Source organism: Pseudomonas chlororaphis (assembly GCA_001023535.1).
Lineage (GTDB): Bacteria > Pseudomonadota > Gammaproteobacteria > Pseudomonadales > Pseudomonadaceae > Aquipseudomonas > Aquipseudomonas chlororaphis_E.
In genome coordinates this window covers 1,903,308-1,925,410 of the sequence record CP011020.1, presented here as the reverse complement: position 1 = coordinate 1,925,410, position 22,103 = coordinate 1,903,308, and the positions used below count along the sequence as shown (strand labels likewise).

20 protein-coding genes are annotated in these 22,103 nt (G+C 63.9%); 7 read left to right on the top strand and 13 right to left on the bottom strand.

Going from position 1 to position 22,103, the window contains the following annotated elements; genetic code table 11:
* Positions 1-21: 21 nt before the first annotated feature.
* The 4 genes from VM99_08260 to VM99_08245 form a co-directional block, all read right to left on the bottom strand.
* Entirely contained in the window at positions 22-861 is an 840-nt protein-coding gene (locus VM99_08260; GenBank protein AKJ98053.1) for a magnesium transporter, read from the bottom strand.
* A gap of 40 nt (positions 862-901) precedes the next feature.
* Positions 902-1,360: an rRNA maturation factor gene (locus tag VM99_08255; protein ID AKJ98052.1), complete on the bottom strand. Its 459-nt coding sequence runs from the start codon at positions 1,358-1,360 to the stop codon at positions 902-904.
* Positions 1,353-2,363 (bottom strand): ATP-binding protein, encoded by a 1,011-nt coding sequence (locus VM99_08250; GenBank protein ID AKJ98051.1) that lies wholly within the window; start codon positions 2,361-2,363, stop codon positions 1,353-1,355. Before VM99_08250 ends, VM99_08255 begins: the two co-directional genes overlap by 8 nt.
* Before the next feature lie 229 nt (positions 2,364-2,592).
* Positions 2,593-3,921, bottom strand: a complete 1,329-nt coding sequence (locus tag VM99_08245) for a (dimethylallyl)adenosine tRNA methylthiotransferase (GenBank protein AKJ98050.1) — start codon at positions 3,919-3,921, stop codon at positions 2,593-2,595.
* A 132-nt stretch (positions 3,922-4,053) separates the two neighbouring features.
* Here VM99_08245 and VM99_08240 point away from each other — a divergent pair, with 132 nt between their 5' ends.
* Positions 4,054-4,383, top strand: a complete 330-nt coding sequence (locus VM99_08240) for a hypothetical protein (protein AKJ98049.1) — start codon at positions 4,054-4,056, stop codon at positions 4,381-4,383.
* Between the two features lie 163 nt (positions 4,384-4,546).
* On the opposite strand, the gene VM99_08235 is transcribed toward VM99_08240, so the two are convergent.
* The 4 genes from VM99_08235 to VM99_08220 form a co-directional block, all read right to left on the bottom strand.
* Positions 4,547-5,101 carry a Sel1 repeat-containing protein gene (locus tag VM99_08235; GenBank protein ID AKJ98048.1) on the bottom strand — a complete coding sequence of 185 codons (555 nt, stop codon included), beginning with the start codon at positions 5,099-5,101 and terminating at the stop codon, positions 4,547-4,549.
* Between the two features lie 217 nt (positions 5,102-5,318).
* Positions 5,319-6,602: a glutamate-1-semialdehyde 2,1-aminomutase gene (locus tag VM99_08230; GenBank protein ID AKJ98047.1), complete on the bottom strand. Its 1,284-nt coding sequence runs from the start codon at positions 6,600-6,602 to the stop codon at positions 5,319-5,321.
* Between the two features lie 29 nt (positions 6,603-6,631).
* The gene (locus tag VM99_08225; protein ID AKJ98046.1) at positions 6,632-7,258 is read right to left on the bottom strand and encodes a thiamine-phosphate pyrophosphorylase; all 627 of its coding nucleotides are present in this window, start codon (positions 7,256-7,258) and stop codon (positions 6,632-6,634) included.
* A 17-nt stretch (positions 7,259-7,275) separates the two neighbouring features.
* The gene (locus VM99_08220; protein AKJ98045.1) at positions 7,276-8,073 is read right to left on the bottom strand and encodes a hydrogenase; all 798 of its coding nucleotides are present in this window, start codon (positions 8,071-8,073) and stop codon (positions 7,276-7,278) included.
* A gap of 280 nt (positions 8,074-8,353) precedes the next feature.
* On the opposite strand from VM99_08220, the gene VM99_08215 reads away from it, so the two are divergent.
* From VM99_08215 to VM99_08200, 4 genes are all read left to right on the top strand, one after another.
* Positions 8,354-10,738, top strand: coding sequence for a histidine kinase (locus VM99_08215; GenBank protein ID AKJ98044.1), 2,385 nt, complete (start codon positions 8,354-8,356; stop codon positions 10,736-10,738).
* 74 nt (positions 10,739-10,812) lie between these two features.
* Positions 10,813-12,462, top strand: a complete 1,650-nt coding sequence (locus tag VM99_08210; GenBank protein ID AKJ98043.1) for an acyl-CoA dehydrogenase — start codon at positions 10,813-10,815, stop codon at positions 12,460-12,462.
* A 198-nt stretch (positions 12,463-12,660) separates the two neighbouring features.
* On the top strand, positions 12,661-14,124 hold the full coding sequence (locus VM99_08205; GenBank protein ID AKJ98042.1) for an AMP nucleosidase: 1,464 nt from the start codon (positions 12,661-12,663) through the stop codon (positions 14,122-14,124).
* Between the two features lie 70 nt (positions 14,125-14,194).
* Positions 14,195-14,830, top strand: coding sequence for a pseudouridine synthase (locus VM99_08200; GenBank protein ID AKJ98041.1), 636 nt, complete (start codon positions 14,195-14,197; stop codon positions 14,828-14,830).
* On the opposite strand, the gene VM99_08195 is transcribed toward VM99_08200, so the two are convergent.
* From VM99_08195 to VM99_08185, 3 genes are all read right to left on the bottom strand, one after another.
* On the bottom strand, positions 14,825-15,034 hold the full coding sequence (locus VM99_08195) for a hypothetical protein (protein ID AKJ98040.1): 210 nt from the start codon (positions 15,032-15,034) through the stop codon (positions 14,825-14,827). The genes VM99_08200 and VM99_08195 overlap by 6 nt on opposite strands.
* Before the next feature lie 150 nt (positions 15,035-15,184).
* Positions 15,185-15,664: an AsnC family transcriptional regulator gene (locus VM99_08190; GenBank protein ID AKJ98039.1), complete on the bottom strand. Its 480-nt coding sequence runs from the start codon at positions 15,662-15,664 to the stop codon at positions 15,185-15,187.
* Between the two features lie 338 nt (positions 15,665-16,002).
* Positions 16,003-16,803, bottom strand: coding sequence for a hypothetical protein (locus VM99_08185; GenBank protein ID AKK01714.1), 801 nt, complete (start codon positions 16,801-16,803; stop codon positions 16,003-16,005).
* Positions 16,804-17,078: 275 nt separating this feature from the next.
* On the opposite strand from VM99_08185, the gene VM99_08180 reads away from it, so the two are divergent.
* Positions 17,079-18,086: a hypothetical protein gene (locus tag VM99_08180; GenBank protein ID AKJ98038.1), complete on the top strand. Its 1,008-nt coding sequence runs from the start codon at positions 17,079-17,081 to the stop codon at positions 18,084-18,086.
* A 54-nt stretch (positions 18,087-18,140) separates the two neighbouring features.
* On the opposite strand, the gene fieF is transcribed toward VM99_08180, so the two are convergent.
* Together fieF and VM99_08170 are read right to left on the bottom strand one after the other, a co-directional pair.
* On the bottom strand, positions 18,141-19,034 hold the full coding sequence (fieF, locus tag VM99_08175) for a ferrous iron transporter (GenBank protein ID AKJ98037.1): 894 nt from the start codon (positions 19,032-19,034) through the stop codon (positions 18,141-18,143).
* 28 nt (positions 19,035-19,062) lie between these two features.
* Positions 19,063-19,482: a polyribonucleotide nucleotidyltransferase gene (locus VM99_08170; protein ID AKJ98036.1), complete on the bottom strand. Its 420-nt coding sequence runs from the start codon at positions 19,480-19,482 to the stop codon at positions 19,063-19,065.
* Positions 19,483-19,577: 95 nt separating this feature from the next.
* Between VM99_08170 and VM99_08165 the strand changes: the two genes are divergently transcribed.
* Positions 19,578-22,097: an ATP-dependent helicase gene (locus tag VM99_08165; protein ID AKJ98035.1), complete on the top strand. Its 2,520-nt coding sequence runs from the start codon at positions 19,578-19,580 to the stop codon at positions 22,095-22,097.
* Positions 22,098-22,103: the final 6 nt, after the last annotated feature.

Below are 22,103 nucleotides of genomic sequence, written 5' to 3'. Positions count from 1 at the left end.
CCTTAGCGGGTCTCGCAGGGTTTATCGGGCAATGGGCGACAGGCGCAGCAGGTGAATCCGACGGCTGTCGGCGTTCAGGATGCGGAAGCGCCAGGAGCCGATTTCCGTGGTTTCGTTGCGCTTGGGCAGGTGCCCGAAAGCGCTCATCACCAGGCCGCCGACCGTGTCGAACTCATCGTCGGAGAATTGGCTGTCGAAGAATTCGTTGAAGTTCTCGATCGGCGTCAGGGCCTTGATCAGGAAGTCGCCGCTGGGCAGGGGCTTGATGTAGCTGTCTTCCTCGACATCGTGCTCGTCCTCGATGTCGCCGACGATCTGCTCGAGCACGTCCTCGATGGTGACCAGCCCGGCCACGCCGCCGTATTCGTCGATGACGATGGCCATGTGGTTGTGGTTGGCGCGGAATTCACGCAGCAGCACGTTCAGGCGCTTGGACTCGGGCACGAAGGTGGCCGGGCGCAGCAGGTCCTTGATGTTGAAGCTGTCGCCGTTTTCCTGAAGGATCAGCGGTAGCAGGTCCTTGGCCAGCAGCACACCCATGACGTCGTCATGGCTTTCGCCGACGACCGGGTAGCGCGAGTGAGCGGAGTCGACCACGGCGGGCAGGAACTCGCGGGGTGTCTGGGTCGCCTTGATGCTGACCATCTGCGAGCGCGGGACCATGATGTCGCGTACTTGCAGGTCAGCGACCTGGATGGCGCCTTCGACGATGGCCAGCGCTTCGCTGTCCAGCAGTTTGTTCTGGTGTGCATCGCGCAGCAGCTCCAGCAGCTCCTGGCGGTTTTTCGGCTCATGGGCAAAAGCCTGGGTGAGCTTGCCCAGCCAAGACTTCTGCCCGTTGCTCGATCGATCTTCGCTCATAGCGATTACTCTGAATCCTTTGTCGTTACAGGTTGATGTATCAGTGTTCGTCGCCGGCATAAGGGTCGGGATGACCCAGCTCTGCAAGCAACGTTCGTTCCAGTGCTTCCATTTCCTCGGCTTCGTCATCTTCTATATGGTCGTAACCGAGCAGATGCAAGCAGCCGTGAATCACCAGATGGGCCCAGTGGGCCTCGCCAGTCTTGCCTTGTTCGCGCGCTTCGCGCTCCACCACCGGGACGCAGATCACCAGGTCGCCCAGCAGCGGGATGTCGAGCAGTTCGTCGGGCACGTCGGCGGGAAATGACAACACGTTGGTGGCGTAGTCTTTCTGCCGCCAGGTGTGGTTCAGTTCGCGGCCTTCGGGCTCATCCACCAGGCGGATCGTCAGCTCCGAATCGGCGCTGCGCTGGCGCAAGGCCAGTTCACACCATTGGCGGAACTGGGTTTCGCTGGGGGCCGGGCATTCGCTGGCCAGTTGCAGGTCGAGTTCAAGCATTGTGGCGGCTGCCCTTGCCTTCGGCCGTGTCTTCGTCGGCGCGGCTCTCGAAGCGCTCGTAGGCTTCGACGATGCGCTGCACCAGCGGATGACGGACCACGTCCTTGGGCAAAAAGTGCGTGAAGCTGATGCCTGGCACGTCCTTGAGCACCTGGATGACATGGTTCAGCCCGGACTTGGTCCCGCGAGGCAGGTCGACCTGGGTGATGTCGCCGGTGATGACCGCGGTGGAGCCGAAGCCGATCCGGGTCAGGAACATTTTCATCTGCTCGACCGTGGTGTTCTGGCTTTCGTCGAGGATGATGAAGCTGTTGTTCAGGGTGCGACCACGCATGTAGGCCAGCGGGGCGACCTCGATGACCTGGCGCTCGATCAGCTTGGCGACGTATTCGAAGCCCAGCATTTCATACAGCGCGTCGTAGAGCGGGCGCAGGTAGGGGTCGATCTTCTGGGTCAGGTCGCCGGGCAGGAAGCCGAGTTTTTCCCCGGCTTCGACCGCCGGGCGCACCAGCAGGATGCGCCGTACCTGTTCGCGCTCCAGCGCGTCGACGGCGCAGGCCACGGCCAGGTAGGTCTTGCCGGTACCGGCCGGGCCGATGCCGAAATTGATGTCGTTACCCAGGATTTCCTTCACGTAGCGCTGCTGGTTCAGGCCGCGCGGGCGGATCATGCCCTTCTTCGTGCGCAGGGCGACGGCCGGTTCCGAAGGCGCGGGGTTGTCCAGCTCTTCGACCGCCGACTCCTGGAGGAACAGGTGCACGGTGTCTGGCGACAACTCGCTCCCCTTGGTTTCCCGGTAGAGGCGGCGCAGCAGGTTTTCCGCGGAGGTGGTGTGCTTGGGTTCGCCGATCAGCTCGAATTGGTTTCCGCGGTTGCGGATCTCGATGGCCAGGCGCTGTTCGATCAAGCGCAGGTGCTCGTCGAATTGCCCGCACAGATTGGCGAAGCGGCGAGCCTCAAATGGCTCGAGAATGAAACGATGAGGTTCGATGGGTGCGTTCAAGGTCGTTTTTAGCCGCCCAGGGGCAATTGAGATGAAACCAAGGATAGCGCCAGTAGGCTGGGTGCGAAAGCTCTTAAACAGGGCAATTCCATTCCTGCGACCGACGTGAACCTGTGGGGAGCAATCTGTGGGAGCGGGCTTGCTCGCGAAGGCGGTGGTTCAGGCCACTCAGTGTTGAGCGCGAAACCGCTTTCGCGAGCAAGCCCGCTCCCACAAGGCAATGATGTAGTTATTGGACCAGCGAGCCGCGCAGGGAATGCGGTTGCGCGGCGTCGATGTGCACGTCGGCGAACTGGCCGATCAGGGCTGGGGTGTCGCAACGGAAGTTGACGATGCGGTTGTTTTCCGTGCGTCCCTGCAATTCGCCGGGGTCTTTCTTCGAGTAATCGGTCACCAGGATCCGCTGGATGGAGCCGACCATTTGTCGGCTGATCTCGAAACCTTGCTGGTTCAGGCGGTGTTGCAGGGCGTTGAGCCGTTCTTTTTTCAACTCTTCGGGGGTGTCGTCCGCCAGGTCGGCCGCCGGCGTGCCGGGGCGCTGGCTGTAGACGAAGGAATAGGAGAAGTCGAAGCCGACGTCTTCGATCAGCTTCATGGTCTGCTGGAAGTCCTTCTCGGTTTCGCCAGGGAAGCCGACGATGAAGTCCGAGCTGATGCAGATGCCCGGCACGGCGGCCCGCAACTTGCGTAGCTTGGATTTGTACTCCAGGGCCGTGTGGTTGCGTTTCATGGCGGCGAGGATCCGGTCGGAACCCGATTGCACCGGCAGGTGTAGGTGCTTGACCAGCTCCGGGACCTCGGCGTGGGCCTGGATCAGGCTGTCCGAGAACTCCAGCGGGTGCGAGGTGGTGTAGCGGATGCGGTCGATGCCGTCCACCGCGGCCACGACGCGGATCAGCTCGGCGAGATCCGCCAGGCGGCCATCGTGGGTCAGGCCGCGATAGCCGTTGACGTTCTGGCCCAGCAGCGTCACTTCGCGCACGCCGTTTTCCGCCAGGTGGATGATCTCGGCGATCACGTCGTCGAACGGCCGGCTGACCTCTTCGCCGCGGGTGTAGGGCACGACGCAGAAGGTGCAGTATTTGCTGCAACCTTCCATCACCGAGACATAGGCGCTCGGGCCGTCGATGCGTGGTTCGGGCAGGTGGTCGAACTTTTCGATCTCCGGGAACGAAATGTCCACCTGGGGCAGCCTGGTCACACGCGCGGCGTCGATCATCTCGGGCAGGCGGTGCAAGGTCTGCGGGCCGAAGACCACGTCCACGTACGGCGCGCGGTCGCGGATGGCGGCGCCTTCCTGGCTGGCCACGCAGCCGCCCACGGCGATGACCATGTCCGGGTTGGCCAGCTTCAGCTCGCGCCAGCGGCCGAGCTGGGAGTACACCCGGTCTTGGGCACGTTCGCGGATCGAGCAGGTGTTGAGCAGGATCACGTCCGCGTCTTCGGCGCGGGCAGTGACTTCCAAGGCCTGGTGGTCGCCCAGCAGATCGACCATGCGCGAGCTGTCGTACTCGTTCATCTGGCAACCGTGGGTTTCGATGTAAAGCTTCTTGGCCATGGACGGGTCATCACGTGATTCAAAGAACCGCGCATTATAGGGAACAAGTCAGCGGGTTCCTACCGCTGCCGGAGCAGTGGCTATGCTATAGTTTGCGCCCTCATTTTTACCCGCCGATGTGTTTCGCCAGCCATGACCAAACGTGAAGCTCCAATCTACAAGGTGATTTTCCTCAACCAGGGCCAGGTGTTCGAAATGTACGCCAAGCAGATCTACCAGAGCGATCTGTGGGGCTTCCTGGAAGTGGAAGAATTCGTCTTTGGGGAGCGCACGCAAGTGGTCGTCGACCCGAGCGAGGAAAAGCTCAAGGCTCAGTTCGAGGGCGTGGTACGCAGTTTCGTGCCCATGCACTCGATCGTGCGCATCGACGAAGTCGAACGCCTGGGCACGCCGAAAATCAGCGAAGCCCGCGCTGGGGTGGGCAATGTGATGCCGTTTCCGATGCCGATGCCTGAGAAGTAAGGCGTAAAGCCTCTTGGTTGCTGCAAGCGGACTTTGTGGCGAGGGAGCTTGCTCCCGTTGGAGTGCGAAGCGCTCCCAGGATCTTTGGGGTTGCTTCGCAACCCAGCGGGAGCAAGCTCCCTCGCCACAATAAGATACTCCCAGCCACTGGGGGGCTGCGGTTTCAGGGCAGCGGCGAAAAAGGCGTACGCCCATCGGCGTTCTGCAATTCCATCAGGTACTTGCGAAAGATCTGCCCGAGCACCTGGGTGGCCACTTCCAGCTCGTCGCGGGGCATTTGCTCGGCGACTTCGTCGGCGGTGTCCAGGGCGTCTTCGGCGCCGTTGACCGCCGCCATCTTCAGGACGATGTAGGCCTGGACATTGTTGGCGGGTACGCCTTCACCATGAAAGAACATGCCGCCCAGCTTGAATTGCGCCTGGGCATGGCCTTGCAGCGAGGCTTTTTCGAAATAGTCGAGGGCTTGCTTGAGGTCGCGCGGCGCAGCCTTGCCTTCGTAGTAGAACTCGCCCAACTCGTACTGTGCCTGCGCATCGCCTGCATCCGCCGCTTTTTGACAGGCGTCGAGGGCCGGTGCGAGATCTTGTGGCTGGGTGTTGAGCGTGCAACGGCCCAGCGCCGGGATCAACAACGAGTTGCCGCCTGCCTGTGCATTCGCCAGCAGGGGCTGAAGGAGCAACAGGCAGCCCAAGGCAAGGGTGCGGCCGGTGCGGTTCATGGGAATCGACTTACCTCTGAGGGGCGCGCGGACCCTCCGGGGGATCCAATAAGCGCGCATTATGAAATAAGCGGGGCCATCCTTACAAAGTCTTTACTCGTTTTTCTGCTGCGAGGGAATGCCAACGGCTGCTTCGCGGCGAAATCCGTAGGAAAAGGATAGGAGGTTGTCGGCAATCACTGACGCCGGCATCAGCCAGCGTCAGTTATCCACAGGCTTATTTCAAGGCTGCGAACGCTCGCTCGGCTGCGTCGAGGGTGATTTTCAGCTCCGCCTCGCCATGGGCGATGGAGGTGAAGCCGGCTTCGAACGCGCTCGGCGCCAGGTATACGCCGCCTTCAAGCATCAGGTGGAAGAAACGCTTGAAGCGATCGGCGTCGCTGGCCATGACGTCTTCGAAGGTGACGATGTCATCGGCACCGCTGAAGTACAGGCCGAACATGCCGCCGGCCTGGGTGGTGACGAACGGGATGCCGGCCGCGTCGGCGCGAACCTGCAAGCCGTCGAGCAGGCGCGTGGTGTAGTCGGTCAGTTCGGCATGGAAACCCGGGCGACTGATCAGGCGCAAGGTGGTCAGGCCAGCGGCCATGGCCAGTGGGTTGCCCGACAGCGTACCGGCCTGGTAGACCGGGCCCAGTGGGGCGATGCATTCCATGATGGCGCGCTTGCCGCCGAAGCAGCCCACCGGCATGCCGCCGCCGATGATCTTGCCGAAGGTGCTCAGGTCCGGCGTCACGCCATAGTGGGCCTGGGCGCCGCCGAGGGCCACGCGAAAACCGGTCATCACTTCGTCGAAGATCAGCACCACGCCATGCTGGTCGCAGAGGCGACGCAGGCCTTCGAGGAAGCCCGGTGCCGGTGGTACGCAGTTCATGTTGCCGGCCACCGGCTCGACGATGATGCAGGCCACTTCCTGGCCGACGTCGGCGAGCATCTTCTCGACTTCTTCGAGGTCGTTGAACGGCAGGGTCAGGGTGTGCTTGGCAAACGCCGCTGGCACGCCGGCCGAGCTCGGGACGCCTTGGGTCAGGGCACCGGAACCGGCCTTGACCAGCAAACTGTCGGAGTGGCCGTGGTAGCAGCCTTCGAACTTGATGATGCTGTCGCGACCGGTGAACCCGCGTGCCAGGCGGATCGCGCTCATGGTCGCCTCGGTGCCGGAACTGACCATGCGCACCATCTCCATCGACGGCACGATCGAGCAGACCAAGTCGGCCATTTCGGTTTCCATCGCGGTGGGTGCGCCATAGGACAGGCCGTGGACCAGTTGCTGGCGTACGGCGTCGAGCACCTCTGGATGGCTGTGGCCCAGGATCATCGGTCCCCACGAGCCGACGTAGTCGACATAGCGCTTGTCGTCTTCGTCGGTCACGTACGCGCCTTCGGCGTGCTTGAAGAACAGCGGGGTGCCGCCGACGCTCTTGAACGCCCGGACGGGAGAGTTCACGCCACCGGGAATGTGTTTCTGGGCATTGGCAAACAGGGTTTCGGAACGGGACATGGTTGGGCTCTCGAAATCGAAAAAAAAGATTATTGGGGCTGCAGCAGGGCGTTGAAGGCGCGGGCGTGGCGCGTCACCTCTGCGCTGCTGTCAGCGCCGAACAGGCCATGGACCACGGCCAGCAGGTCGACACCGTGGGCCACCAGCGGGGCGGCGTTGTCCAGGGTGATGCCGCCGATGGCGCAGACCGGAACGTGCAGCCTGGCATGGGCTTGTGCGAGTAACTCAAGCGGTGCGCCGGGGGCGCCGGGCTTGGTGGTGGAGCTGAAGAAGCGCCCGAATGCCACATAGCTGGCGCCTTCGGCGGCGGCCTGCTCGGCCAGCTCCAGGCTGGCGTGGCAGGTGGAGCCGATGATCGCCTTGCTTCCCAGCAGCGCCCGCACCGGGGCCAGCGGGCCGTCGGTCTGCCCCAGGTGCACGCCGACGCCCAGGCGTGCGGCCAGTTCGGCGTCGTCGTTGATGATCAACTGGGTGTTGTAGCGCTCGCACAGGTTGCGCAGGGCTTCGGCTTCGCGCAGGCGACGGGCCTCGTCGCTGCTCTTGTCGCGGTATTGCAGCAGGGCGACGCCACCTTCCAGCGCGGCCTCGACATACGCGAGGAATTTGCCGGCCAGCAGTTGGCCGTCGGTGATGGCGTAAAGGCCACGTAATTTCATTCCACAGGCCTCCGGAGCTAGGAGCAGAAATCCAGCGGCAGGCGACGCGGCACGAACTGGCCTTGGCCCAGCCGTTCGGCATCGCGCAGGGTGCGCCAGGTGTAATCCAGTGCGGTCTTGACGGCGCTGGCGAGCTGTTCGCCCTGGGCCAGGCGGCCGGCCAGGGCGCTGGCGAGGGTGCAGCCGGAACCGTGATAGCTGCCGGGCAGGCGCTGGCAGGTAAAGGTTTCGCGGTGGCCATCGCGGCTGTACAGGCGATTATGGACTTCATGTTCATCGCCGTGGCCACCGGTGATCAACAGGTGCTTGACGAAAGGCAGCAGTTTTTCGGCGCATTCATCGGCGCTGCCCTCGGGCAGTTCGGCGAGGATGCGTGCTTCCGGCAGGTTGGGCGTGGCGATGATTGCCAAGGGCAAGAGGCGTTCGCGCATGGCGTAGCCGACCTCGTCCTTGCCCAGCCGCCCGCCACCGCCGGCGCGCAGCACCGGGTCGCAGACCATGGGCAGGTGCGGGTGCGCCTGGAGCAGTTCGACCACGGTGTCGACCATTTCCAGTGAACCAAGCATGCCCAACTTGACCGCCGCCACCGTCGAATCGTTGAGCACGGCATTGGCTTGCGCCAACACCCAGGCCCGATCGAGCACGCGGAAATCACTGACGTTGACCGTGTCTTGCACGGTCAACGCGGTCACCGCCGGAGCGGCATGACAGCCCTGGGCGAGCAGGGCTTCGATATCTGCCTGCAAGCCGGCGCCACCACTGGGGTCGTGGCCGGAGAGACAGAGGACAACGGGGCGAGAGCTGTAGATATTCATGGTGCGCGAGCTTACCACCAAACCCTTCGATCGGCGCGCACCTGTGACGAGGCCCCGAGGCTTATCCGGTAATCTGACCGAAGCAACAGCTCTATCTCAATGCTTTCCCCTGGAACGCCCGTTCTAGAGCCTTCTGTGGGAAAAATTTCAATGGTGCAAATTGGCCATCAACGGCTATGCTAGTGATGGATCCAACTCATAACAGGTAATGCCGGTTTTACGTCTACTCAGGGAATGGGGGACTTCCTGACTCAACCGGACAGGCCATGCTGGGGCTTAAATGCGCTATTTGTTGATGTTGTTACTGTGCTTGTCCCCCTTGGCAAGTGCCCTCGAATTCGATGAGTTCACCCAAAACCTGCCCCTGGGCCAAGCCCTGCAAGTGTTCGAGGACGCGAGCGGCAATGCCAGCCTCGATGACGTCCTGGCCCAGGCCGCGGCCGGCGGCTTCAAGCCCCATGACAAAGCTACGCTAAACGCCGGTTATTCGCGTTCGGCGTTCTGGTTGAAAGTCGACCTGCAGTACCGCCCCGCGAACCCGGACGCCCAGCGCACCTGGCTGCTGGAGTTGGCGTATCCGCCGCTGGACCATCTCGACCTGTACCTGCCCGATGCTGCCGGGGTGTATCAGTTGGTGCGCCGCACCGGCGACGCGCTGCCTTTCGCGAGTCGTGAAATCCGCCAGAACAACTACCTGTTCAGCATCGATTTCAAGCCCGAACAGCAGCGCACCGTCTACCTGCGCCTGCAAAGCCAGGGGTCGATCCAAGCACCGCTGACGTTGTGGTCGAGCACCGCCTACCTGGAGCAGCAGCCGGTGCGCCTGTACGTGCTGGGGATCATTTATGGCGTGCTGTTGGGGATGCTGGTCTACAACCTGTTCATCTACTTGAGCGTGCGGGACACCAGCTACCTCTATTACATCGTTTACATCGCTTCGTTCGGCCTCTACCAGTTGTCGGTCAACGGCGCGGCCGTGGAGTATTTCTGGCCGGACAACCCCTGGTGGGCCAACGCTGCGACGCCCTTCTTCATCGGCTGCGCAGGCCTGTTTGGCAGCCAGTTCGCCCGCAGCTTCCTGCAAACCGCCCAACATAGCCGCTGGCTCGATCGGCTGCTGTTGGCCCTGATCGCCTACAGCGCCGTGGTGGTCGGCCTGTCGTTGATGACCAGCTATGCCCTGGCGTTGCGCCTGGCAACGGCACTGGCGCTGGTCTTCACCGTGGTGATCTTCGCCGCCGGGCTGTTTGCCTGGTGGCGTGGCTTGCGGGTGGCGCGGTATTTCATCATTGCCTGGTCGGCGTTTCTGCTGGGCGGCGTCGTCAATACGCTGATGGTGCTCGGCTACCTGCCAAACGTGTTCCTGACCATGTACGCCAGCCAGATCGGTTCGGCCATCGAAGTGGCGCTGCTGTCCCTGGCCCTGGCCGACCGTATCAATGCCATGCGCGAGCAGCAGGCTCAGATCCTGCTCGACGCCGGGCAAAAACTGGAAGTGCTCAACCAGCAACTGGCCCAGGGCAACAAGCTCAAGGATGAATTCCTCGCGACCCTGACCCATGAACTGCGCACGCCAATGAATGGGGTGATCGGTTCGTTGGAGTTGATGGAAACCGTCGAGATGGACGAGGAGATGACCCAGTATCAGCAGACCGCCGCCGGTTCGGCGCGGGACATGATGCGCATGGTCAACGGCATCCTCACACTCACCGAGCTGCAGGCTGGCAAGCTCAAGGCCTGTCCGGTTCCGTTCAGCCTGCGTGAGGTAATCGCGGCATTGGAGGTGCAGTTCGGGGCCAATGCGGCCGCCAAGGGCCTGGATTTCAAGGTGGACGTGGCCCCGAGCCTGCCGGATCGGCTGCTGGGTGACCGTTGCAAGCTGGCCCAGTGCCTGGAGTGTCTTCTGGACAACGCCATCAAGTTCACCCGGGTCGGTGGCCTGGCGTTGCGCGTCAGCGGCCGGTCGACGCAGCTCGATGGGCTGGTGTTGTCGTTCGCGGTGATCGACACCGGTATCGGCTTTACCGACCTGGGTGAAGCGACCCTGTACCAGCGGTTCTTCCAACTGGACGGCTCGATGACCCGCGAATACGGCGGCCTCGGCGTGGGCTTGGCCATCTGCCGGCAACTGGTGGAGTTGCTCGGCGGGCGCCTGACCCACACCTCGGAGCCGGGTCGCGGCAGTCGTTTCCAGCTGGACGTCGAGTTTGATGTCGCCTTGCCCGCGCCTGATCCGTCATCGCTCGCGTTCGGCGAACGCCAGGACGCGCGCTTGCCCCAGGACTGCACGGTGCTGCTGGCGGACGACAACAGCATCGATCAGTTGGTGATGCGCGGCATGCTGCTCAAGCTGGGTTACCGAGTGCGTACGGCCGACAGCGGCCGCGCGGCGCTGGAACTGTTGCAGGGCGAGAGTTTTGATGCCGTGTTGCTTGATTGCCAGTCGCCACCTTTCGACGGCGTGTCGGTCTGCTGCCAGATTCGCACGCTGCCCGGTTGCGAGGAGCTGCCGGTGCTGGTGGTCAGCCCGACCCTGGGGCATGAGCGCTGCCCGTCGGGCGCCCTGGTGGATTACCTGGGCAAACCGGTGAAATTCGAGGCGTTGCAGGCCATGCTCCAGCGGCGGGTGCTGTGTCCGAAGCAGGGTGAACGTGCCGACATTTAGGCGCATATGACACTTTGTTCGGCCGGGAGGCGGTGCTTAACTGAACCTCTGCTGGCTGACCAAGGAGCCCTGTCATGAACCTGCACCAGTTCGCCGAAACCCACGACGTCACCAACCAGCCACCGTCCCTGGATGGTGCCAACCTGTATCGCATCGACCTGCCGCTGCAGCAGTGGGCCCTGCGTTTTGGGGCGGGCTGGGCGCAGGCGCGGATCGATGCGTACGGGGCGCTGGCCGGCGGGCCGCTGATGGAGGCAGGGTTCCTGGCCAACCAGAATAAACCGGTCTTTGCCAGCCATGACCGCTACGGCCACCGGATCGACCTGGTGGAGTTTCATCCGGCCTATCACCAGTTAATGCGCACCGCCGTCGAGCATGGCCTGCCCAGTTTGCCTTGGGCCCATCCGCAGCCTGGCGCCCACGTGGCCCGTGCGGCGATGACCTATTTGCACAGCCAGGCCGAGGCCGGTACCGGCTGCCCCCTGACCATGACGTTCGCCAGTGTCCCGGCGCTGCGCTTGCAGCCTGACCTGGCCGAGCGCTGGCTGCCGAAGGTGCTCGCCACCGAGTACGACCCGCGCAACGTCGGCATGGCCCACAAGGCTGGGGTCACCCTCGGCATGGCAATGACCGAGAAACAGGGCGGCACCGACGTTCGGGCCAACACCACCAAGGCTTTCCCGGTGGGCCCCAGCGGTCCCGGCCAGGCCTATGAGCTGGTGGGTCATAAGTGGTTCTGTTCGGCGCCGATGTGCGACGCCTTCCTGACCCTGGCCCAGACCGACAAGGGCCTGACCTGTTTTTTGCTGCCACGCCATCGCCCGGACGACACCCGTAACCAGTTCTACATCCAGCGCCTGAAGAACAAACTGGGCAACTGCTCCAATGCTTCCAGCGAAGTGGAGTTCCGCGGGGCGTTGGCCTGGATGATCGGGGAGGAAGGGCGCGGTGTGCCGACGATCATCGAGATGGTCGCCATGACCCGTTTCGATTGCATGGTTGGCTCCAGCGCCCTGATGCGCCAGGCGCTGACCCAGGCCAGCCATCACTGCGCGCATCGCAAGGTCGGCGGCAAGCTGTTGAGCGAGCAGCCACTGATGCAGAACGTACTGGCCGACCTGGCGCTGGAAAGCGAGGCCGCGCTGGCCTTGAGCCTGCGCATGGGCCGGGCGCTGGACCACTTGAGCGACGACCACGAGGCCCGGTTCGCCCGGCTGGTGACGGCGGTGGGCAAGTACTGGATCTGCAAGCGCGCTCCGGCGATGATCAACGAGGCCGCCGAGTGCATGGGCGGCGCCGGTTACGTCGAGGACAGCATCCTGCCGCGCCTGTACCGGGAGGCGCCGGTCAACTCGACGTGGGAAGGTTCCGGCAATGTGCAGTGCCTCGACGTGCTGCGAGCGTTGTCGAAGGAGCCAGGCGTGTTGGAGGTGCTGTTCAACGAACTGGGTGACGGACACGGCGATCGGCGCCTGGCGGACCATATCGGTCGGTTGCAGGCGGCGTTTAAGGACACCGACGACATTCAGTACCGCGCCCGGCAATTGACCGAAGACATCGCCGTTGGCCTGCAAGCCAGGCTGTTGCTCGAAGCGGGCAACAGCGACGTCAGCGATGCCTTCATCGCCAGCCGCCTGGGTGCCGCGGGCCGTGCCTACGGCACCTTGCCTCGGGGCTTGAATGTCGAAGCGATCGTGACGCGCTCCACCCCGCATGGCTTTTAGACACAACACATAACCCTGTGGGAGCGGGCTTGCTCGCGAAGGCGTCGGTCCATCCAGCATCTGCGGTGGCTGATATACCGCAATCGCGAGCAAGCTCGCTCCCACAGGGAATCGATCGAGTCCACTACGCCACTGTTCCCGTCGGGCGGCGATGCAGGCAAGATGAGGGCCTGCAAGTCAGAACACAGGAAGCTGATCGTGACCGAAGCGTTTATTGTCGTTCAAACCGCCGAACAAGCCGTGGATCGTCTGGCGGCCCTGCACGAGCGTGCGACCACCGCGCTGAACCAGGCGCTCATGCGTTATCTCAAGGACCGTATCGAGCCGGATGCCGAGCAACGTGCGCTGTTTCGCTACCCCGCCCTGCGCCTGACCTACCACTGCCACGGTGAAGTCCCGCAAACCACTCGCGCCTACGCCAAGGTCCAATTGCCGGGCACCTACTGCGTGACCGTCACCCATCCGGCCGCGTTCCGTAAATACCTGCTGGAGCAGTTGGTCCCGCTGATGCACGACTTCACCGTCACTGTCGAAGTGGGCGTCAGCGAGCAGAACATTCCCTATCCCTACGTGGTGGAACAGGGCGATGAGCTGGCCGGTTCCGGCGTGACCGCCGCGGTGCTGGCGCGGGTGTTCCCCAGCACCGACCTGTCGGCCGCCACCGATGGCATTGCCGACGGCCTCTACGACTGGGAAAACACCGATCCGCTGCCCCTGGCGCTGTTCGACGCCGCCCGGGTGGACTTTTCCCTGCGTCGGCTGGTGCATTACACCGGCAGCGACTGGCGCCATGTACAGCCCTGGATCCTGCTGACCAACTATCACCGCTATGTCGACCAGTTCATCGTCCATGGTCTTGAACAACTGCGCAGCGACCCGCGTTTCGTGCGCATGGTGTTGCCGGGCAACGTGATCATCGACAAGCACATGGACCACAGCGAAGCCTCGGCCATCGCCGCCGGGGTGGTCTGGCACCGCTACCAGATGCCCGCCTATCACCTGCAGGCCAGCGATGGCCACGGCGTCACGCTGGTGAACATCGGCGTCGGCCCGTCCAATGCCAAGAACATCACCGACCACCTGGCGGTGCTGCGCCCGCATTGCTGGCTGATGATCGGCCACTGTGGCGGGTTGCGGCAGTCCCAGACTATCGGCGACTACGTGCTGGCCCACGCCTACATGCGCCGTGATGGCATCCTCGACCGAGTGGTGCCGCCGAATATCCCGATCCCGGCCCTGGCGGAGGTGCAACTGGCGCTCCAGCAGGCCGCGGCGAACATCACCGGGGAAAAGGGCGACGAGCTGAAGAAGCGCCTGCGCACCGGCACCGTGCTGACCTACGACGACCGCAACTGGGAACTGCGCTGGGCCCAGGAACGGCCCTTGATCAACCTGTCTCGCGCCGTGGCGGTGGACATGGAAAGCGGCACCATCGCCGCCCAGGGCTATCGTCTGCGGGTGCCGTACGGCACCTTGCTGTGCGTTTCGGACAAGCCGCTGCACAGTGAGATCAAGCTGCCGGGGTCGGCCAACGCGTTCTACGAGCGAGCGGTCAACCAGCACTTGAAGATCGGCATCGCGGCGCTGGACCTGCTGCGCACCGAACTCAATTCGCTGCATTCGCGCAAGCTGCGCAGCTTCGACGAGCCGCCGTTCCGCTGATTCGACGGTGGTCATTTGACGGTCGGGCCACTAGCATGGGTGGCCCCGACCGTTAGATGTTGTATTCGCCATGCCCCGTCCGCCCCGTCCCGCTTCCCGTCGCCCTGGCGCGAAGCCTCAAGCCAATGCCCCGCGTCGTGTCGCCAAGGCACCGCCGGCCGAGCCGAAGCTGATCCTGTTCAACAAACCCTTCGACGTGCTGACGCAATTCAGCGACGGTGAAGGGCGGGCGACGCTCAAGGACTTTATCGACGTGCCTGGCATCTACCCGGCCGGGCGGCTGGATCGCGACAGCGAAGGGTTGCTGTTGTTGACCAACGATGGGCAACTGCAGGCGCGCATCGCCGACCCCCGGCATAAGCTGGCCAAGACCTATTGGGTGCAAGTAGAGGGTGAGCCGAGCGCCGAGCAATTGCAGCGTTTGCGCGAGGGGGTGGAACTGAACGACGGCATGACCTTGCCGGCCGAGGCTCGCCAGTTGGATGAGCCGGCGTTGTGGCCGCGCAACCCGCCGGTGCGTTTTCGCCTCAGCGTGCCCACGAGCTGGCTGGAGCTGGTGATCCGTGAAGGGCGCAATCGCCAGGTGCGCCGCATGACGGCGGCGGTCGGCTTGCCGACCCTGCGGCTGGTGCGGGTCAGGATCGGTGACTGGACCCTCGAAGGGCTCGACCAGGGCCAGTGGAAGCAAGTGCCGGCGCGCTTATAACGCCCCGGTTTCGATCAGGCCGATCACCACGCTCTTGATGACGAACGCCGCGACGCCCAGGCCCAGCACGAAAAACAGGATGAACGAGCCGAAACGCCCGGCCTTGGATTTTTTCGCCAGGTCCCAGACGATGAAACCCATGAAAATGATCAGGATGCTGACCAGGCCGGTCATCATCCACTCTTCGAAAACAGCAGGATCCATCAGGACACTCCGGCGTAAGCGGGCTTGAAAAGTCGCGGCGAGTATAAGGCATGAGGCGCGGGCGCGGGATTGGCCTGCGGCGGTGTGTCGCAGCTATCCATCGGCTGACGCGTTGTGGCGAGGGAGCAAGCTCCCCCGCCACAAAAGCGGTCAGCTGCGCAGGTGAGTCAACGGCAGCTCGGTGCTGTTGAGTACCTGGTTCAGCACGAAACTTGACCGCACGCTGGTGACGCCATCGATCCGGGTCAGGTGCCCCAGCAGCAGTTTCTGGTAGTGGTCCATGTCCGGCACCACCACCTTGAGCTGGTAGTCCGCGTCCATGCCCGTGACGAGGCTGCATTCGAGCACCTGGGGCAGGTTACGGATCGCCGCCTCGAAGTTTTCGAAACGCTCGGGGGTGTGCCGGTCCATGCCGATCAGCACGTAGGCTGTCAGGCTCAGGCCGAGCATCTTGCGGTCGAGCAGGGCGACCTGGCGGGTGATGTAGCCGTCGTCTTCCAATTGCTTGACCCGCCGCGAGCAGGGCGAGGGCGACAGGCCGATGCGCTCGGCCAGTTCCTGATTGGAGATGCGTGCATCGCGCTGCAATTCCGCCAGAATACTCAGGTCGTATCGGTCGAGTTTGCTCATCGGTCGGGCCTTTATCTGGATAATTGCGGAATATTATCTATCCAGGGCTAAAAATTGCGCAAGCCATGTTTATTTGAGCAATATTCGCAATCATCTGTCGGCGCCCCAGGCCTATCCTTATCACCAAGATCACTGCTCGGACAAACAGTCCAGTGCAGCCCGCCCAATCCGGCCGGCTGCGGTCGCAGCACCCACCGGTGACTGGCAGACCCCCGAGCTGCACACTGTCCAGAAGACGGCGTGAGGTGAGCCGACGTCAAAAGCGTCGAGCACGGACTAGATTCTCAAGGGGAGGCCGACGGGCCTCCCTTTTTTATTGAGCGCAGATTCTGTTTTGGCTAGGGGGCGTCATAGCCGCAGGAGCGCAGGCGCTGGCGGGTCAGGCGTTTGTCCGGGTAATCGGCACCCCAATTGAGGTGCTGGTCATAGCGGGATTTGACGTGGGCGCAGGCGGCTTTGATTTTTTCCTCAGCCTCGGCCAGGGCGGCATCGGACAGGCGATTGATTTTCAGGCTCTGGAAGAATGGCAGGATAAAGGCCTGATCCAGGTCATAGCCCTTGGTGCCTTCGGGCAAGCGTTGGCCGGCGCTGACCGAGAACGGCTGTTTCAGGCCGCTCTGGTTTTCCCAGCACCAGTAGGTGACGTCCTCTTCCCAGGTATCCGTCGGGCTGTGCCATATGTCGTAGAAGCGCAGGCATCGCATGCCTTGCCGGGTGACCCACTCGATCTCTTCGGGGCGTGCCTTGCTTGGGGTGAGGTCCATCAGGGCGAGTTTGTTTTGCAGGAACTGTTCAGGAGCATAGAGCGCTCCTTCGTCCTTGCCATCGAGCAGGCCTTCAACGGTGATCCAGCGCGATGAGGCCAGCACGACGAGGTCGTTGGAGCGATAGCTGCCGCTGGCACTCGCCGACTGAATGTCGCGGACTTTGTCATAATTGAAGCCGCTTTTGACCGTGCCGCACGGCGTGTGCCGCAATGGCCCTGGCAAGTCGTAGGAGAAGCGTGGGCTCAAGGTGACCCTTTGCTCCCCGACTTCACACAGCATCCGGCTTAGCCGCCGATCATCTTCATGCACCAGCGGTGTGCGCCCGCAGCCCCACAAGGCCGTGAGTAACAGCGCCAAAGCAACAAACCTAATCTCCAACACGAAGGCCTGTATGACGGGGGCTCGTTCTCGTGCGGATGAAACTGACATACCTTCACTCCCTTGATAGTTCGCTGCGGCGGACGCCGGCTGGCGCTTTCGGCGAATAGAACCGTTCCTGTCGTCGACGAAATCGGCGGGTATCTTAAACCCCGGGGGCAGAGCGGCAAATGCCTGCTAAATAAAGCCTGTGGCTGATAACCTGTCGCAGAACCGGCCTGGGGTTTCCCAGTCTTATCATCAGGCCCTGAACCGTCGTGAGGAATAACATGAAGTCGCGCATCTGGCGTTTGGCAGGTGTTGGTCTGTTGTGGGCAAGTGTCAGTGCGCAGGGAATGGCCGATGATCAGCAAAACCGCGGAGGCCCGGACGGCGGCCGCGGCTACGATCCGCGCGGCGGCAACGACCAGGGCCACATCGAGCAACCCCGGCCCCGGAACAACGAGATCATCCGAGGCGACAACAGCCGGCAGTTCGAGCCGGGTGCCCAGCGCCAGGGCGGCCCCTCCTATGATCGAGGTCCCCGTGACCCCAATGGCTACGGCCGGCCGCCGTCGCCGCCGCCGGGCAATAACTTGCCGATCCAGGGGCGACCCGACAGCGTGAACCAGACCCGTGAACCGCAACCGGGGTATTACCGCGATATCCCGCGTCGCGGCGATGGCTATCCCAACGGCGGGCCACGTCCAAGCCATGACAACCGCCCTGAACAGCATTGGCCCGGTCGCCCGGACGGGCACGGCAATGGCTGGGGCCCAGGCCCGCAATATCGCCCGGGGTACGTGATCGACCGTTTCCCGGATCGCAACTACCGCGTGCCCTATCGCGGCCAGGATTACTTCTATTCGGGCGGCTATTGGTACCGTCCCCAGGGGCCACGCTACATCGTGGTCGAGCCGCCACGGGGCATCCGTACCCGTTACCTGCCTGACTACGCCAGGGAAGTGTGGATCGGCAGTTCGCTGTTCTTTCTCGCCGCTGGCGCCTATTACGTCTATGAGGCCAACACCCGGGATTACGTCGTGGTCGAGCCGCCGGTGGCCAACCCGCAGCCTCAACCCCAGGGCAACAGCTACGACGTGGTGGCGTATCCGGCCAACGGCCAGTCACCCGAGCAGGTCAACCAGGACGGCTACGACTGTTATCGCTGGGCGGTGCAGCAGAGTGGTTTCGACCCGCGCAACTACACTTATCCACCGGCTCCGGAGGTGGTGCAGACCTACCGACAGGCCCAGGGCAGTTGCCTGAGCAGCCGTGGTTACCAAGTGAATTACTGAAGCGTCAGCGCCCTTTGTGGCGAGGGAGTGTGCTCCCTCGCCACAGGCGGCGCATCAGGCCCTCGCGCCCTTGACCACTTCCGACGGGTCCGCGTGCACCAGCACTTCGGCCTTGGGGTAGGCGCGATGGATGGCGTCGGCGGCCTGGTCGCTGATTTCGTGGGCGATGGACAGGGTCAACTCGCCCGGCAGTTCCAGGTGCAACTGCACGAACCAGTGGTTGCCCGAGATCCGCGTGCGCAGGTCATGGGCGCCCAGCACGCCGGGTACGGCGCAGGCCAGTTCCAGCATGTGCTGGCTGACGTCCGGCGGCAGTTCTTCATCCATCAGCACCGCGAAGCTTTCCCGGCCGATCTGGATGGCGCTCCACAAAATGTAGGCGGCAATGCCCAAACCGAACCAGGCATCGAGTTGATACCAGCCGAACCCGGCGAGCACCAGGGCGATCAGGATGCTGCCATTGAGCAACAGGTCGGAGCGATAGTGCAGCGAGTCGGCGCGCACGGCGTTGGAGCCGGTGGCGCGGATGACTCGATGTTGCAGCACCAGCAGCGCCACGGTCAGGGCCAGGGAAAACACGATCACGCCAACGCTTAGCCAGGGCGCGTCCACCGGGACAGGCTGCTTCAGGCGCTCGATGGCCTGCAATGCGATCAATACGGCACTGCCGCCGATGAACAGCGCCTGGGCCATGCCGGCCAGGGACTCGGCCTTGCCGTGTCCGTAGCGATGGTCATCGTCGGCGGGGCGCAGGGCGTAATGCACCGCCAGCAGATTGAGCAGCGAGGTGACGCCGTCCAGTGCCGAGTCGGTCAGGCCGGCGAGCATGCTCACCGAACCGCTCAGCCACCAGGCCAGCGCCTTGGCGATCACCAGGATCAGCGCCACGGCCACCGAGGCACGGGTGGCCAGGCGCAGCAGGCGCGCGTGTTCAGTCGCCGTGGTCATGGCGCGATCGCTCCTTCAACGGCGCCCTTCATGCGGCGGGCTTGAGACCGAGCGCGGCCAGTTGCTGTGCGCTGCCCTTGTGCTGGATCAGTCGCGGGTCGTCCAGTGGGAAGCTGCGGCCCAGTTCGCGTTCCAGGATCGCCTGCAACACATGGTTATTGACTGTGCCGTCGGGGTTGATGGCCGGCTTGAGTTTTTCTGGCTCGATCTGGACGCTTTTGCCCGGCTCGAAGTAAATGGCGCCGGTGGCGAAGTCCACCGCGAACGCGATCAGGCCGGGAATGATGTAGAACAGCAGGCCGACGGCATCGAGCGCGGCAATCGCCGGGTCGATCTTGCCGTCAATCTGGCCACGGCGGTCGGGGTAGAAGATCGAGCCGCAGGCGCTTAGCTGGGTCAGCAGGGTGGCGACCAGGACGCCGCCGATCACGCGAAAGGGAATACGCATCACAATCTCCTGAGCAGATAAAGGCGTTGCTGGTTGGAGTCCAGACCACGCTAAACAGTTCGCCGTTATACTCGGCCCTCTGTTTTGGAGCCAGCATGATTTCTTTGCCGATCGATGAAGTTTTACCTGCCCTGCGCCAAGCCTTGGCGTCCCGCCATGAAGCCGTGCTCGAAGCGCCGCCCGGTGCCGGTAAAACCACCCGTGTTCCCTTGGCCTTGCTGGACGAGCCCTGGCTGGCCGGGCAGACCATCCTCATGCTCGAGCCGCGGCGCCTGGCCGCCCGGGCAGCGGCCGAGCGCCTGGCCAGCGAGCTGGGGGAAAAGGTCGGCGAAACGGTCGGCTACCGGATCCGCCTGGACAGCAAGGTGGGCCCCAGGACCCGCATCGAAGTGGTCACCGAAGGCATCCTCACCCGGCGCTTGCAGGACGACCCGGCGTTGGAAGGCGTGGGGCTGCTGATTTTCGATGAGTTCCACGAACGCAGCCTCGACGCCGACCTGGCCCTGGCCTTGAGCCTCAATGGCCGGGAGCTGTTTCGCGACGACCAGCCGCTGAAGATCCTGCTGATGTCCGCCACCCTCGAAGGCGAGCGCCTGGCCGGGCTGCTGGGCGATGCGCCGATCCTGCGCAGCGAAGGGCGCATGTTCCCGGTCACGGTGCGTTGGGGGCGTCCGTTCCAGCCGGGCGAGTACATCGAGCCACGCCTGGTGCAGACCGTGCTGGAAGCGCTGCACGATGAAACCGGCAGCGTGCTGGTGTTCCTGCCCGGGCAAGCGGAGATCCGCCGGGTTCACCAGCAGTTGGCCGACGCCCTGGGCGAGGGCGGCAATGTCTTGCTGTGTCCCTTGCACGGTGAACTGGATCTTGCGGCCCAACGCGCTGCCATCGACCCCGCGCCGCCGGGCCAGCGCAAAGTGGTGCTGGCGACCAACATTGCCGAGACCAGCCTGACCATCAATGGCGTGCGGGTGGTGGTCGATGCCGGCCTGGCTCGCGTCCCGCGTTTCGATCCGGGCAGCGGCATGACCCGGCTCGACACCCAGCGCATCTCCCGCGCCAGCGCCACCCAGCGGGCCGGCCGGGCGGGGCGCCTGGAGCCGGGGGCGTGCTATCGGTTGTGGTCCGAAGACCAGCACGAACAATTGGCCGCCTACGCCAGCGCGGAGATTCTCTCGGCTGACCTGGCCGGGTTGGCCCTGCAACTGGGCCGCTGGGGCATGGCGCCGCAGCAACTGGTGTGGCTCGACAGCCCGCCGGCCGCGGCTTATGCCCAGGCCCAGGACCTGCTGCAACGACTGGGCGCGCTGGAGGGCGAACAATTGACCCGCCACGGCCAAGCCATGGCCGAACTGCCTGCCCACCCGCGTATCGCCCATTTGCTGCTGCGCGGCCAGGCGCTGGGGCTGGCGGACATGGCCTGCAACGTCGCGGCGCTGTTGGGCGAGCGCGATATTCTCCGCGGCGCCGGCGCGGACTTGCACAGTCGCCTGGTGTTGCTCTCCGGCGAAGAACGAGCGACTCGCAGTGCCCAGGGCGGCGTGCAGCGGGCGCGGCAACTGGCCCGGCAATATCGCGGTTATTTACGGGGCAAGGCCGAACAAGCCGTCGCCGATCCCGATCACCCACGCTGGCTCGGCGCCTTACTGGCGCTGGCCTATCCGGACCGCGTCGCGCAACAGCGGCGGCCCGGCGGCGCGGAGTATCGCTTGGCCAATGGCCGCGCGGCACAGTTCGCCGAGGCCGACAGCCTGATGAAACACGCGTGGCTGGTGGTCGCCGACCTGGGCAGCCGCCAGGGCCAGCGCGAAGAACGGATCTACCTGGCGACGGATATTGACCCGGCGCTGTTTGACTCGGTGCTGGCCGAGCAGGTGCGCACCGTGGATCAACTGGACTGGGACGAGCGCGAAGGCGTGCTGCGTGCCGAGCGCCAGCGCAAGGTCGGCGAACTGGTGCTCAGTCGCGAGCCGCTGACCGGCCTGGACGAGGCTGCGCGCAGTCAGGCGTTGGTGAACCTGGTGCGGCGCAAGGGCCTGGAACTGTTGCCCTGGACCCCGGAACTGCGCCAGTGGCAGGCGCGGGTGGCGCTGTTGCGCCGGCTCGACCTGGAGGCCAAGGGCGAGAGCGAATGGCCGGACGTCAGCGACGGGGCATTGCTGGACAGCCTCGAAGACTGGCTGATGCCGTACCTGGGACGGGTGTCGCGCCTCAGTCATTTTGCCAACCTGGACCTCTCGAGTATCGTCCACAACCGGTTGCCCTGGCCGCTGCCGCAACGCTTGGATGAACTGGCACCGCACCATCTGAGCGTGCCTTCGGGGTCGTCGATCCGCCTGGACTACAGCGAGCACCCGCCGATCCTGGCGGTGCGCCTGCAGGAGCTGTTCGGCCTGGCGGACACCCCACGCATCGCCGGTGGCCGCCAGGTCGTCAAGCTGCACCTGTTGTCACCGGCGCGCCGGCCGGTGCAAGTCACCCAGGACCTGGCGAACTTCTGGCGCAGCACCTACGCCGAGGTGAAGAAAGACCTCAAGGGCCGTTATCCCAAGCATTACTGGCCTGACGATCCGCTGGTGGCGGAGGCGACGGCGCGGGCCAAGCCGCGCAAGGCCTGACGATGC